Here is a 13,292-nt window from a genome sequence, read left to right as displayed (position 1 = left end):
TCAGTGCTTGCCGTGACCGACAGCGTGCCGCAGCCGCTCCCAGCGGTCCTCGCGGGTAGCGTCGATCTCGCGCTGGTCGGTCTCCAGCCGGCAGTCGCCGCGCGCCATATTGCTGTCGCTGGAGAGTCGCCAGCCCATGTCGCCCAGCAGATCGCCCAGCTGCTCCTGCACCATCACCAGATCGTCCGGATGAATGCAGATCCGTGGTGAACCGTTGAGGGTAGGGTGCTCGTTCATGAGCTTTTCGATGTCATCGAGAATATGCTCCGGGGCCAGCTCCAGCGCACGACCGGCCAGCTGACGGCCGGTCTCCAGCGCCAATTCGACCAGTGAATAGGCGATATCCTCGCTGAGCCGGTCGGCGGCGCTGTCAAATGATTGTACCAGCCGCGTCATCGGCTCGAGTTCCTGCTCGAGGCGCTGGCTGAGCTGGTGTTGATACTCCTCGTGGGCCTGAGCGCGCCCCTGTTCGAGGCCGGCGGCGTAGCCCGCCTCATGACCTTCCTGCTGTCCTTTCTCGTAGCCTTCGCGGCGTGCCTTCTCGAAAGCGTCGCGGCGCTGCTTGTCTTCCCGGCGGCGCTGCGGTCCTGTCGGCTGCCCCGCCCCCGTGGAAGACGTGTCGTCATGCGCCGCAGAGGCTTCCTTGCTGTGCTGTGCGGAGGTACGGGCGGTGCGGCGCTCGAGATTGTTCATCTCCCAGCGCTGCCACTGGCCCGTGCCCTTGTCCCGCTCAGACATAGGTATCGTCGCCTCCGCTGATGGTGATCTCGCCGGAGTCGGCAAGACGTCTTACCAGCTGCAGAATGTTTTTCTGCTCGGTTTCGACCTGCGACAGTCGGATCGGGCCGCGCATCTGCATGTCTTCGCGCAGCAGATCGGCGGCGCGGTTGGACATATTGGCGAGAATGCGATCGCGCACCTCCTCGGGAGCGCCCTTGAGCGCGATGACCAGCGAGTTGCTGTCGATATCCTGCAGGATGCGCTGAATGCCGCGGTTGTCCAGGTCGGCAAGGTTTTCGAACACGAACATCTCGTCGATGATCTGCTGGGCCAGGTTGCCGTCGTGGTGGCGTACGCTTTCGATAACGCCTTCTTCCTGAGTGGAGTTCATCAGGTTGAGAATCTCGGCGGCGGTTCTGGCCCCACCCATCTTGCTGCGTTTGAGGTTCTGGCCTTCCAGCAGTCCGCCCAGCACCTCGGTCAGCTCCTGCAGTGCGGCCGGCTGCACGCCGCTGAAGGTGGCAATACGCAACACCACGTCGTTGCGCAGAGAGTCGTCGAACTGTGCCAGTACATCGGCGGCCTGATGGCGCTCCAGATGCACCATGATGGTGGCGATGATCTGCGGGTGCTCGTCGCGGATCATCTCCGCCACCATGGTGGGTTCGATCAGGTTCAGCGCGTCGATACCCGAGTCGTTGTTGGATTCGAAGATATCTTCCAGCAGGCTGGAGGCACGCTCCTCGCCCAGCGCCTTGGTCAGCAGCGAACGAATGTGATCGCCTGAATGCAGGTTGACCACGCCCATCTCTTCCAGCTGGCCGCTGAACTCCTGCAGCACCTCCGTCAGCCGCTGCGTGGTGAGCTGCGTCATATTGGCCATGAAATGGCCGATCTGCTGCACCTCGCGCTGCGACATGTGCTTGAACACTTCGGCGGCGGTGTCATCGTCGAGCGACATCAGCAGAATGGCGCTCTTTTCGATGCCCTCTTCGTCCACTTTATTTGTGTCAGTCCTTGCCATTGATCCAGCCTCTGAGAATCAGGGCCACCATACGGGGGTCCTTCTGTGCCTGGTCGCGAATCGACTTCAGCATTGTCTCCTGCTGATGACGCTGATGCTGTTTCTGCTTCTTGCGGACTTCGTGAGCGATATCATCTTCGTCCTCTTCACCGTCATCATCATCGTCGTCACCGACGCTCGCCATCAGCGAGCCCTGAGTACGGGCGGCCTGCTGGGGGGCCGGCTGCTGGCGCTCGATCAGCGGTTTGACCACCTTGCGCCACAGGAAGAGGGCGATGAGTGCGATCAGCAGATACTGCGCCAGGGTAGTGGCCAGTGCGATCAGATCGCGGTCGCGATACCAGGCGATCTCCGGCGCTGCTTCGCCGACGGTTTGATTGAAGGCGGCATTGACGACTTCCAGCGAATCGCCGCGGGCATCGGAGAGCCCCACGCTTTCGCGAATCAGACTGCGGAGCTGGGCCATCTGCTCGTCGGAGAGCGGCACCTGCTCGATATTGCCCTCGGCGTCGGTGTTCTGTGCGTAGTCGACCACCACCGCCACCGACAGACGCTGCAGCACGCCGCTCTCCTCCTGAGTGTGGCGAATGACGCGGTTGACCTCGTAGTTGGTCGTACTGCTGCTGTTGGAGGAGCGCGGCACCACCATCTGATTGGCGGTGGCCACCTGTTCCGCCGCATCGACGGCCTCTTCGTCGACCGGGCCCTCTTCACCGTCTACCTCGGCCTGCTGAGGGTTATCGATCGGCGCCACAGCGTCGCCCGGCGGCTGATTGCTCAGGGCGCCGGGGACGCCGCCGATACCGCTGGCGCCAACCTGCTCGCTGTCGCTTTGCTGGACGCTGCGGATCGCCGCCGGGTTATCGCCGCTGTTGGGTTCATACATCTCGCGGGTGACTTCACTGACCGAGAAGTCCAGTTGCGCATTGACCTGAGCGCGCACGTTATCGGCACCCACGATAGTGCCCAGAAGCTGCTCGATACGGCGACTGTAGGCTTCCTCGATCTGGTGAGTGTATTCAAGCTGCGAGCTGCTGAGCTGTCCGGGGCCGTTATCTTCATTGTTGGTCAACAGATCGCCGTTCTGATCCACCACCGTGACGCCGTCGACCGGCATGTTGGTCACGCTGGCGGCGACCAGGTGGGTAATCGCGCTCACCTGGCCATCGCTGACCGAGCGGTTGCGGTAAAGGTTGAGCACCACTGAAGCCGAGGGCTCGCGGCGCTCGCGCACAAAGACCGAGTCCTCGGGTAGTGCCAGGTGTACCCGGGCGCTGCGCACCGCCTCGAGCGATTCGATCGAGCGCACCAGCTCGCCCTCCAGTGCGCGCTGATAGTTGATCTGCTCGGCAAACTGACTGATACCGAAGGACTGACTGTCCATCAGCTCGAAGCCTACCCCGCCCGAGTCGGGCAGCCCCTGCTGGGCCAGCTGCATGCGGGTCTGCTCGACCCGATCGGCGGGCACCATGATAGCGCCGCCGCCCTCCGAAAGCCGGTAGGGCACCTGCATCTGATCCAGCTGCGCAATGATGGTGCCGCCGTCGCTGTCGCTGAGATTGGAGAACAGCACGCGGTAGTCGGGAGAGCGTGCCCACAGCAGCAGCGCCACCACAATCGCGATCGCGGCGGAGGCGCCAATAATCAGCGGGACGCGGGGATTTGACCTGATGCGTTGCATCACGCCCGAAAGCTTCTGATTGTTGTTCGATCTCGCAGATGTATCCGAACTCATCGACCGGCCTCTGAAACCTGAGGACTACGCGGAGCCAGCCTGAACGCTGTTCCTTTAGCTGTGTACAGCCTGAACACCGGGTAATCGTGAAGGCGCCATTATTGATGCTATGGGCAGGATCGAAGGGACGAATAGCCGGTGTTTTTTTCACCATTTAGCCCGATCAGGCTCGCGCCGCGGGCTTTAGGCTGCATGCATTCTGTAACGGGTTTCCATTATCGGGAGGCACCCCAATGGCAATTGAATCGGTGGGTCAGCAGTTTCTGCTGGAACAGATGGAGGGCATGGCGCGCCAGGCGGCGGCGGGCGGTCAGGCCGCTGCGTCGCGCGAAGAGGGCGGCGTGAGTTTTGCCGGTGAACTCAAGGGCGCGCTGGACAACATCAACGCGCTGAAGATGGACGCCGCCGACAAGACCGAAGCGTTCGCCCGCGGTGACAGCGGCGTGGCGCTCAACGACGTCATGGTCAGCATGCAGAAATCCAGCGTGGCGACCGAAATGGGTGTGCAGGTTCGCAACCGCGTACTCAGCGCCTATCGTGAAATCATGAGCATGCAGGTATAGCAGGCATAAAACCGCCGGCAACGATGGTCGACATCGTGCGGCGGTTTATCGTTCAGGCCTGAATTTCCAGCAGCCCCTGGTCATCGTCAAGGCGTCGAGCGACTTCGAGCATCTCCTCGGCGGGAATCTGACGAATCAGTTCACCGCTGTCGCGATCGACCACCCGCGTCACGATGCGGCCGCTGTCATCATGAATATCGAACTCGATGCCGCGGCGAATCATCTCCTGATTGAGTCGCTCGACGGTGTCACGGATGGCATCGGGAGACATGGTGCCCGGCGACTCTGACGCCCTGGCAGGCAGCGTCGATTCGCCGGGAGGCAACGTCAGCAGCGGCGTCTGCGCCCGGGTGGTGGTGTCCTGCTTCGGCCACAGCGCGGAGATGGGCGCAAGCTCGACATTGTTTTCGACATTCATGGTGGTATTCCCCGGAGCGTTGTTAAAAATAATTCTTCTGTAGACGCCTATCGGCCGTTTCGTCGCTTTGTTTAGCCTTCCCTTCAAAATTTTCGCTTGCTGCAGAGCGTAAAAGCACTTATGCAAAGCACTTATGAAAAACAATTATGAAACAGTTGTTTAGGCGCCTTCGGAGTTCGGAGTGCTATGCTGGCCCGGTTCGTAGTGCTGATGGCATACCCGATTGCGCCCCCCGTTCTTGGCCCGATAGAGCGCTGTATCGGCGCGCTGAATGGCGGTCTCCAGGCTCTGATCGTGAGGATGACTTTCAGCCACGCCGAGACTGATGGTGACCTCCAGACGGTGTCTGCCAATCATGAAGGGCGTCTCGGCTACGCTGTGGCGCAGCCGCTCGGCAAACTGCCCGGCTTCATTGATGCCGGTGTCGGGCAGTAGTATCAAAAACTCTTCGCCGCCCCAGCGCACGGCGATATCCTCGCTACGAAGCATACCCGACAGACGCTGAGCAAAACAGCGCAATACCGCATCACCCGCCTCATGTCCGAGACTGTCGTTGATCGGTTTGAAGCGGTCCAGGTCGCCAATAACCACACCCGCGACGCCACTGTGAAAAGCCTGCCGCTTTTGCAGCGCCCGCTGCACGCCGCGACGGTTAGTGAGACCCGTAAGCGGGTCGGTTTCGGCCAACTGCCTGAGCTTGAGATTGGTATTTTCGCCACTCATGGCGATGTAGCCGAAATAGATCATTACGCAGCCCACCTGGTCGAGCAGCATGGTGAAGCTACCGCCGGTCAGGATATCGCCGGAAATGATGCCCAGCGGCAGCAGCATCACCGGAGGAAAAAGGCCTGCGAAATAGAGCAGGAAGGCCAGAGCGATCACGTACTGTACGATAAGGCGTTTTTCGGGGGAGGCGATAACCTCGCGAATAGCCAGTACACAGATCCATGAGGCGGCCAGAAACAGGGTAGGCAGCGCGAATCGATCCGGCACGCCAAGGAAGATCAGCAGCGAATACAGCACCGTTGGCAGTAGCGTCAGCATCCCCATGTCGCCATAGCGTACCGGCCGCCGATAAAAAAGACGCAGGCCGCTCCAGGAAAAGGCAAGGCTTGCCAGTATCAGCAGCTGTCGTAGCGCCCCGAAAAAGGTCGACAGTGGTCCTGTCACCGGCTCGAGAAAGAAGAGCAGCCCCAGGCCCGAGCATACCAGTGCCACCATCCAGTGGCGCAGATAGCACTCGCGGGGCTGACTCATCACGGTGAGCGTAAATACGGTCAGAAAAGCGCCGCGACTGATGATGCTGGTAAGAAAAAGCGTGTGTAGATCGATCATCAGTGCTGCTGCCCTTGATTATGCTGCCGTAAAAGAATGTCGGCCCTGATACGCTCCGGGGCTACAAGCAGGGCGCCAGCAGCTTACATGATTGTAAGATGGTTCGGTTCCTGAAATTTCAAATCGGGGGCTCGATAGACGCCATTACGTATGGATATCGTCAGAAGCGAATGAAAATGTAGCCTGCATCGCAAGGGGCTGCAGAGAAACGGCGACAGCGCTGTAGCGCCCCGGATCCGATCAGGCCATTGGCAGGGCCATCAGGATGGCTGGCAGCAAACCCGGTTGCGCCCTTCGCTCTTGCTGCGATACAGCGCCCTGTCGGCGCGCTGTATCGTCGCCTCGAAGCTGGTATCGCGGCAATGGCTCTGTGCCACGCCAATGCTCAGGGTGATATCAAGACGCTGCTCGCCGATGATAAAAGGGTAATCGGCAATCAGCCTGCGCAGGCGCTGCGCTATTTGCTCCGCTTCGGCAAGGTCGGTATCCGGCAGCAGGATCAGGAGCTCTTCGCCGCCCCAGCGCACGGCAATGTCCCCGCGACGTATAAAGTGGCTGAGCCGCTTGCTGAAAAGGCGCAATATCGCATCGCCCGCTTCGTGGCCGTACCGATCGTTGATCGCTTTGAAGTGATCGATATCGCCGAGCAGCACGCAGGACAGGTTGCCGGCCAGACACTCCCGGTGTAGCCGAGTGAAGGCGTGATCGGCGCTGCGGCGATTGCCCAATCCCGTCAGCGGGTCGGTCTCTGACAGGACCTTCAATTGTAGATTGGCGCGCTCGCCGGTCAGGGCGGTGTAGGCGAAATAGACCATAACGCCGCCGATCTGATCGAAAACAACCGTAAACTGACTGCCAAAGAGGTCTCGGGCGGAGAGTATCCCCGTGGGTAGCAGCACCGCGGGCAATAAAAACGATAAGCAGTAGCCGAGGTAGGCCAGCGCGATAACGTACTGGGTCACGTAGCGCGGCTCCGGCGTGTTCAAAACCTCGGCGACAATAATCGCACAGACGACAGTAGCCGCCACAAAGAGTATCGGCAGTGCAAATCTTTCGGCAACACCTGATGTGGTTAGCGCGATATATAGAAATGTCAGGAAAACGGGCACGCCGATGATAGTGGGCAGATGAACCCTGCGGCCATAGAAAAGACGCAGCCCGCTCCATGAGAAAACGATGCTGAGCAGCACCAGACCGTGTCCGATGCTGCTGCGTAGAAGCTCCAGAAAATTACCCGGACTCCACAAAAGCGTCAGGCCAGAAGTGATAGAGACCAGCGCCACCAGCCAGTGCCAGAGGTGTCGCTCATTGGGCTGACTCGCGACGATGGTGGCGAAAACAGTCAGAAACGAGAGACGGCTGATAATACTGATGAAAAAAAGTGTATGAATATCCAGTGTCAAGTGATTTCACATCCTTGGCGTCGGTCACCAGCGAAGGCGGCATACACAGGTTATATCGGCAAAAGATGATGTCCGCTTGAACTCAGGCGGCGGGAAAAGGCAGGGACATCCCGGCGTTATATTCGCATACCCGATTACGCCCCTCGCTTTTGGCACTGTACAGTGCCCTGTCGGCGCGCTTGATAGCCGCTTCGTTATCAGAGTCATCCGGCCTGCTTTCGGCAACGCCGATACTGACCGTTACCTCAAAAACCATACCGGGTGTTTTGCACGGGGTGGCCGCCACCTCATGGCGTAGACGCTCGGCCACCTTTCCTGCTTCGGTCGCGGCGGTGCCGGGCAGCAGTATCAGAAACTCCTCGCCGCCCCAGCGGGCCGCAATACCATTTTTGCCGATGGCATGGCGCATGCGTTCGACAAAAACAGTCAGCACGCGGTCACCGGCCTTGTGGCCACCCCTGTCATTGATCGACTTGAAATGGTCGATATCGGCAATCAGCACGCTGTAGGGCTGTTGTGCTGCCGAGCGCCCTAAAGACTTCATCGCCTGCCAGATACCGCGACGATTCAAAAGCCCTGTCAGGGCATCGGTTTCGGCCAGCTGCTTCAACTGCTGGCTGGTGTATTCGCTATTGGCCGTAATGTAGCTGAAATAGACGATGATGCAGCCGACCTGGTCAAGCAGCATTGACGTATGGCTGACAGAGAGTATATCGGATGAAATCAGCCCGAACGGCAACAGCACGGCAGGCGCCACAAAGCCCATCAGATAGAGCGCAAAGGCGACGCCCATGACGTACTGGGTAAGCAGCCGTTTATCCGGCGCGGTGAGGATTTCGCGAATACACAGCAGGCAGAATATTGCGGCGCCCAGCAGTGGAGGCACCAGCGCGAAGCGTTCGGGCACCTGCAGCGCTACCAGCAGAGCGTAGAGCATCGGGGGTGCTGTCGTCAGCAACAGCATACGGCGGCGATGCAGCGGGCGATGATAAAAAAGCCGCAGGCCGCCCCATGAGAAGACCATGCTGGACATGATCGTCATCAGGGAAGCGAAACGGTAAAAAAACACGGCCGTGTTTTCACTGGCGACAAGCAGCAGTGTCAGCCCCAGGATCGAAAAGAGCAGCGCAGCGATCCAGTGCCACATGTGGCGCAAATGCGGCTGGCTTATCACGGCGGCGAGCAGCACCACCAGAATCGCACCGCGACTGACAAGGCTGCTGACAAAAAGTGTCTGGCTTTCGAACATATGAGCCCCGGCCTCCCGGTCGGTGAGGGCTATTGCGGCGTCTTTTCCTCTTCGGCAGGCCATTCGTCGGCATCATACCAACAGACCCGGTTACGCCCCTCGTGTTTGGCGCGATAGAGCGCTCTATCGGCGCGCAGAATGGCCGCCTCGAAGTCCCTGTCACCTGGAACACACTGTGCGACGCCCAGGCTGACGGTGATATCGATGCGCTGCCCATCGCACATAAAAGATGTGTCGTCGATATGACGTCGCAGCCTTTCCGCCAGCTGCAGAGCCGCTTCAATGTCGGTAGCGGGCAGCACTATCAGAAACTCTTCACCGCCCCAGCGCGCGGCGATATCGGTGTCGCGCACCAGGCTTGTGAGCCGCTTTGCAAAGACCTTCAGTACGCTGTCGCCGGTGGCATGGCCAAAGCCGTCATTGATCTGTTTGAAATGGTCCAGGTCGGCCATGACAACGCTTGCGCCGGCCGCTTGTTTACGCTTGTCCAGCAGTCGTTGAAGTGCCGGCTGGGCACCACGCCGGTTCGCCAGATCGGTCAGGGTATCGGTTTCCGAAAGGTGGCGCAGTTCAAAACTGGCACGCTCGCCGGTAAGGGCCACATAACCGAAATAGAGCATGATGCAGGCCGCCAGGTCAGCAAGCAGCGGCAGACGACTGATGGCCGGGATATCCGTGGATATGATCCCGGCAGGAATCAGTATGGCGGGTATCGAAAAAGCAACGGCATAGATCACATAGGCCAGGCCAATGACGTACTGAGCCCGCAGCCGGCGCCAGGGGGTGGTCGCCACTTCGACAAGGTTCAACAGGCTGAACAGCGTGCCGGCGGCAAAAACGACCGGCAGCGCGTAACGCGGCGCCATGCCTGCAAGTATCAGCACGGCATAGGTCATGGGGGGCAATATGGTCAGCAGTGCCATCGGCCAAACTTTTATGGCACGGCCGTAGAAAATCCGCAGCCCGCTCCAGGTAAAGGCAAAACAGAGCAGTATCAGCGCATAATCGAGGGTATCGTAAAGCCCGTTATAGGGGCCGGAGTCCCGCTGTACGATCAGCCAGAGCCCCAGCGTCGAGGTGAGCAGCGCGCCCATCCAGTGCCACAGATAGTGCGCCCCGGGGCGTGTCAGGGCAGTGGCCAGCAGCACCGCCATAAAGGCGGTGCGGGTCACAATGCCGGTAATGAAAAGCGTTGTGGTGTCGAGCATGGCAGCGGAGAACTCCCGGCCAGGTGGCTTGCATGGGTGCGCCTCAGCTCATTGCAAGGCGTTCTCACCGAATTCAGACACCATCAGTGACACCTGATACAGCAGTGCCGCTCAGAATCGATAGCCTATCCCGGCGCCAACGCTCAGCAGGTTCATATCGACCTTGGTGCTGAACCCCTGGCTTTCAAAGTTGTAGGTGGGCAGCAGGAAATACTGCATCGACGCGCTGGCGAACCAGTTGCCGGCAAGATGATAGTCGAAACCTGCATCCAGCACCGCGCCGGTGATGGAATCGACCTTGAAATCGGGAATACCATCGGCCGGATCGATTTTATCGGCCCAGATGTGTACCGCCCCCACCCCCACGTAGGGGTTGAAACGCGCGCGCGGGGTGAAATGGTACTGACCGATCAGCATGGCGGCACCGGTATCGATCTCGGCGGCATCGAAATCGGGGCTGCCGGGCACGCTGGAGTTCTCGATGCGATAGTCAACCGGCGTAACGCCGCTGCTCAGCTCGAACGACCAGCGGTCGGTCAGAAAGTAGCGGATATCCAGCGCCGGCAGCACCGACGTTGAAATATCGACATCTCCCCCCGGCGGCAGAGGCTGAATCTCCACGCTCGACTCGACATTGACCGGGAAGGCGCCCTTTACCATGCCGCGCACGACCAGGTCGCCCTGGCCCAGCCCCTCGGCATTGGCGGCGAAGGCCGCAACGGGTAGCAGACCGGCTGCCGCCAGAAGGGCAGTCATGCCGAGACTTCTCAATGCTGTGTGTCCTGCCATGCCGATCCTCTCCGGTCACGGGCGCATCCATTGGTAATGCGCCTATTGTTTATAATCAAGGTTAATATCGGCGCAGGTTAGCAAAGGCTTTAGAAAGCAGCTTTTTGTTCACGCCACCACTTCAGATTGACCTCAATCGATGCCAGCTGCTGATGTGCCCGGCAGTACGCTGGCCGCAGCCAGCAGAGCAGTAACGCAGAGGCTTTTCAAGATTTTGTTCTCTATCAGGCGGGTTTCTTGCTGGTATTCAGGGGGGGAGGGGCGCAGCTGACCGGCCATCGACAGACCAGCCGATCCGGCCTATGGTAGCTACAGGTATTACCTTTGACTACGGAGGCCATCATGGCAACGCCAACATCCATCAAGCTCGATGACGATCTGAAAGGGCGGGTCCAGCATCTGGCCGATACTCGCAGGCGCTCGGCGCACTGGCTCATGCGTGAAGCAATCGAACAGTACGTGGAGCGCGAGGAAAGGCGGGAGAGCTTCAGAAGGGACACACTCAAGGCCTGGGAGGACTACCAGACTACCGGCTTGCACGCGACCGCTGACGAAGTGGAGAAGTGGCTGGCCAGTTGGGGAACGGATAACGAGGTGCCGACCCCGACATGTCACAAGTGATCTTCGCCCCGGCAGCGATCCGGGAGCTGGAGCGGCTGCGCGAGTTTCTGCGGCCCGGGAACCCCGCAGCGGCTGAGCGGGCCGCTCAAGCCATCATCCAGGGCGTTCAGGCGCTCGGAGAACTGCCACGCATTGGCCGCCCCGTTGAGGATATGCTCGAAGAGTTCCGGGACTGGTTGATAGACTTTGGTGATCGCGGGTATGTCGCACGATACCGCATTGATGGTGACACCGCTGTGGTGTTGGCCATCCGTCACCAGAAAGAAGCCGGCTTCTAATTTTTCGTGCGCACCAAAAAAACGCCCCACCTGATTCAACCAGTCTCACGCCTTCAACGGGGGCTTCGTCGCGAGGTGTGGAATTCGGCCCCTGAGTGAGGTCTGCGGAACGCTGCCTTTTTCAGTCCGGACTGTGCCACTCGCGGTAGCCGTCCACGATGAAAAGCCCCTGTTGGCACAGCCGCACGGCGTCATGGTCGGCGGGCAGCGGCTGTACCAGCCGTTGCAGTTCGCGCCACCACTTCAGATTGGCCTCAATCAACTGCTTCTCCAGCTCGGCGGCGACCTGGCCTGCAACCAGCTCGGTGTGCGCCATGCCGGTGTGGTAGGCAAGCCACACCAGGGTGCGCCGCAGTGCCTGCGGCTTATGCTCAACCCATCGTTCGATGGTTCATTATTTGGTGAGTCCGGTGTGTTTTGTAATCTGCCTCCTTGGATCTTCCGCCGCTAAAATTGTCAGGACCCAGAGTTAAATAGAGTTTACTTTCAGCGTCAATCTGCCGGGGTCTTTGGGGAGTAATGCAATGCGCCCTCCATAAGTATTACGCATAATCTGACTTCGTTCGGTCTGAGGATTTCCAGTACACATTTCTTCTATTTCTCTAAGGTATTGACGCAGTCTTGGCCAGTGACGATTAGCACCTACATTCGGGCGTCGGGTCCCTCTATCTTCAAAAGCCTCGTCGAGGACCTCCCTTAAAAAATGTCGAAGTTCTATCTTTTCCATCCCACTGCACTCCAGATCATCCATTTTTTCAAGCATTATGCCCAGCAACAGGTTAGGGCTCAGGTCGTCAATGTCAGGTGCTAGCCTTAATTCTTTATCGAGAATTTCTGGATCGCCGGGGTCCGTTATGTTCGTATATGTTTTAAACTTATTTTCATTATATGGATTTTTTCTCAACTTTTCGCTGACAGTCTCGATAGCCTGTTCGTAACATCTTTTGGCCGTGGCCTGCTTTTCAAAACCAATGTCTTCGTCGAATACCTCCAGCCACATTTCTTTCAGCTTTCCCAGCGCATTCCAGTACGCTTGAGAGGCCTTTTTTCCACCATCGTCGGTAAACATTATAGTGCCCCTCGATTAGTAAAAATTGAAATTTTGTGATTTAAAGAGTAAAAGCGCATCTTGCACTTGCTTTGATTGGCTGCTTTCAGCGCTGCTCAACCCGGCAGCGATAGTACGGCCTGATTGGCTCGGGCCAGTATCGATGTGACGGCCGTTGCCACCGAAAGCCTTATTTCCTATAACGGCGGCGGTTAATGATTCTTTATGTTGTGAGGCGACTTTTTGGAGATGTTTTCAGCTGATTTCAGGGAGGCGCCTTTATCAGCCGTTCGGTAAACGTAAAAAGGCCGGCTTGCGCCGGCCTTATGGTGAACTACTGTGATGTTTAGCCCAGCAGCGAGAGGACGCTCTGGCTGGTCTGGTTGGCCTGGGCCAGAACCGAGGTGCCGGCCTGCTGCAGAATCTGCGCCTTGGAGAGATCCGACACGGCGGTGGCGTAGTCGGTGTCCTCGATGCGCGAGCGGGCAGCGCTCAGGTTGGTCGAAGTCGAGTTGATGTTGCTGATCGCCGACTCGAAGCGGTTCTGGGAGGCACCCAGGTCGGAGCGGAAGTTGTCGATTCTGGCGATGGCCGCATCCAGCGTGGCCAGCGGGTTGGCTGTTGCGGTCTGGCGAGCCTCGTTATCTGCGCCAATGAAAGCCGGGCTGCTACTGGAGGACTCGCTGGCATCGACGTACACAGCCTGGTCACTGCCATCAATATTTGCTGTAACATCGCCGCTACCGGTCGCCACAGTGTAAGCGGTGCCGGCGGTACCAACGGTTACGGTGCTGTCGCTACCGGCAGCATTCAGCGCCTCAGCCATGGCGGCATCGTTGGCAATGGCTTGGTCTGCGGTTCCATTTGTCCAGCTGCCGTCGGCCTGGCGCGAGTAGGCATT

The 13,292-nt window shown here is 59.0% G+C and carries 15 protein-coding genes; 3 read left to right on the top strand and 12 right to left on the bottom strand.

The features are described 5' to 3' along the window. The 3 genes from H146_RS19300 to fliF are packed head-to-tail and all read right to left on the bottom strand — an operon-like array spanning position 1 to position 3,479. Positions 1-738, bottom strand: coding sequence for a flagellar assembly protein FliH (locus H146_RS19300; protein ID WP_019952160.1), 738 nt, complete (start codon positions 736-738; stop codon positions 1-3). Continuing rightward, the gene (gene fliG, locus H146_RS0112200) at positions 731-1,744 is read right to left on the bottom strand and encodes a flagellar motor switch protein FliG (protein ID WP_051091013.1); all 1,014 of its coding nucleotides are present in this window, start codon (positions 1,742-1,744) and stop codon (positions 731-733) included. Before fliG ends, H146_RS19300 begins: the two co-directional genes overlap by 8 nt. Continuing rightward, positions 1,731-3,479 (bottom strand): flagellar basal-body MS-ring/collar protein FliF, encoded by a 1,749-nt coding sequence (gene fliF, locus H146_RS0112195; protein ID WP_026351947.1) that lies wholly within the window; start codon positions 3,477-3,479, stop codon positions 1,731-1,733. Before fliF ends, fliG begins: the two co-directional genes overlap by 14 nt. Before the next feature lie 233 nt (positions 3,480-3,712). On the opposite strand from fliF, the gene fliE reads away from it, so the two are divergent. Continuing rightward, positions 3,713-4,042, top strand: coding sequence for a flagellar hook-basal body complex protein FliE (gene fliE / locus H146_RS0112190; RefSeq protein WP_019952157.1), 330 nt, complete (start codon positions 3,713-3,715; stop codon positions 4,040-4,042). Positions 4,043-4,094: 52 nt separating this feature from the next. On the opposite strand, the gene H146_RS20290 is transcribed toward fliE, so the two are convergent. The 6 genes from H146_RS20290 to H146_RS0112160 all read right to left on the bottom strand — a co-directional run bounded on the left by H146_RS20290 (position 4,095) and on the right by H146_RS0112160 (position 10,444). Then, positions 4,095-4,460 carry a flagellar protein FlaG gene (locus H146_RS20290; protein WP_019952156.1) on the bottom strand — a complete coding sequence of 122 codons (366 nt, stop codon included), beginning with the start codon at positions 4,458-4,460 and terminating at the stop codon, positions 4,095-4,097. A 159-nt stretch (positions 4,461-4,619) separates the two neighbouring features. Further along, the gene (locus tag H146_RS20285; RefSeq protein WP_019952155.1) at positions 4,620-5,795 is read right to left on the bottom strand and encodes a GGDEF domain-containing protein; all 1,176 of its coding nucleotides are present in this window, start codon (positions 5,793-5,795) and stop codon (positions 4,620-4,622) included. Positions 5,796-6,055: 260 nt separating this feature from the next. Continuing rightward, the gene (locus H146_RS20280; RefSeq protein ID WP_019952154.1) at positions 6,056-7,198 is read right to left on the bottom strand and encodes a GGDEF domain-containing protein; all 1,143 of its coding nucleotides are present in this window, start codon (positions 7,196-7,198) and stop codon (positions 6,056-6,058) included. Between the two features lie 82 nt (positions 7,199-7,280). Then, the gene (locus H146_RS19280; protein WP_019952153.1) at positions 7,281-8,447 is read right to left on the bottom strand and encodes a GGDEF domain-containing protein; all 1,167 of its coding nucleotides are present in this window, start codon (positions 8,445-8,447) and stop codon (positions 7,281-7,283) included. Between the two features lie 29 nt (positions 8,448-8,476). Then, on the bottom strand, positions 8,477-9,655 hold the full coding sequence (locus H146_RS20275; protein WP_019952152.1) for a GGDEF domain-containing protein: 1,179 nt from the start codon (positions 9,653-9,655) through the stop codon (positions 8,477-8,479). A gap of 111 nt (positions 9,656-9,766) precedes the next feature. Beyond that, a complete protein-coding gene (locus H146_RS0112160) occupies positions 9,767-10,444 on the bottom strand; it encodes an OmpW/AlkL family protein (RefSeq protein WP_083920863.1) in 678 nt (225 codons plus the stop codon). A 342-nt stretch (positions 10,445-10,786) separates the two neighbouring features. Here H146_RS0112160 and H146_RS0112155 point away from each other — a divergent pair, with 342 nt between their 5' ends. Both H146_RS0112155 and H146_RS0112150 read left to right on the top strand, forming a co-directional pair. Then, complete coding sequence (locus H146_RS0112155; protein ID WP_019952150.1) at positions 10,787-11,065, top strand: CopG family ribbon-helix-helix protein; 279 nt, start codon at positions 10,787-10,789, stop codon at positions 11,063-11,065. Beyond that, positions 11,053-11,343: a type II toxin-antitoxin system RelE/ParE family toxin gene (locus tag H146_RS0112150; RefSeq protein ID WP_019952149.1), complete on the top strand. Its 291-nt coding sequence runs from the start codon at positions 11,053-11,055 to the stop codon at positions 11,341-11,343. Before H146_RS0112155 ends, H146_RS0112150 begins: the two co-directional genes overlap by 13 nt. A gap of 121 nt (positions 11,344-11,464) precedes the next feature. On the opposite strand, the gene H146_RS0112145 is transcribed toward H146_RS0112150, so the two are convergent. The 3 genes from H146_RS0112145 to H146_RS0112135 form a co-directional block, all read right to left on the bottom strand. Then, on the bottom strand, positions 11,465-11,683 hold the full coding sequence (locus H146_RS0112145; RefSeq protein ID WP_019952148.1) for a hypothetical protein: 219 nt from the start codon (positions 11,681-11,683) through the stop codon (positions 11,465-11,467). A gap of 129 nt (positions 11,684-11,812) precedes the next feature. After that, a complete protein-coding gene (locus H146_RS0112140) occupies positions 11,813-12,412 on the bottom strand; it encodes a hypothetical protein (protein ID WP_019952147.1) in 600 nt (199 codons plus the stop codon). 325 nt (positions 12,413-12,737) lie between these two features. Beyond that, positions 12,738-13,292, bottom strand: a 555-nt coding sequence (locus H146_RS0112135) for a flagellin (protein ID WP_019952146.1), incomplete at its 5' end; no start/stop codon positions are given.

The sequence above is a fragment of the Kushneria aurantia DSM 21353 genome, from assembly GCF_000382245.1.
Taxonomy (GTDB): domain Bacteria; phylum Pseudomonadota; class Gammaproteobacteria; order Pseudomonadales; family Halomonadaceae; genus Kushneria; species Kushneria aurantia.
The sequence above is the reverse complement of the archived record's forward strand: the minus strand, read 5'-3'. Positions and strand labels throughout refer to the sequence as shown.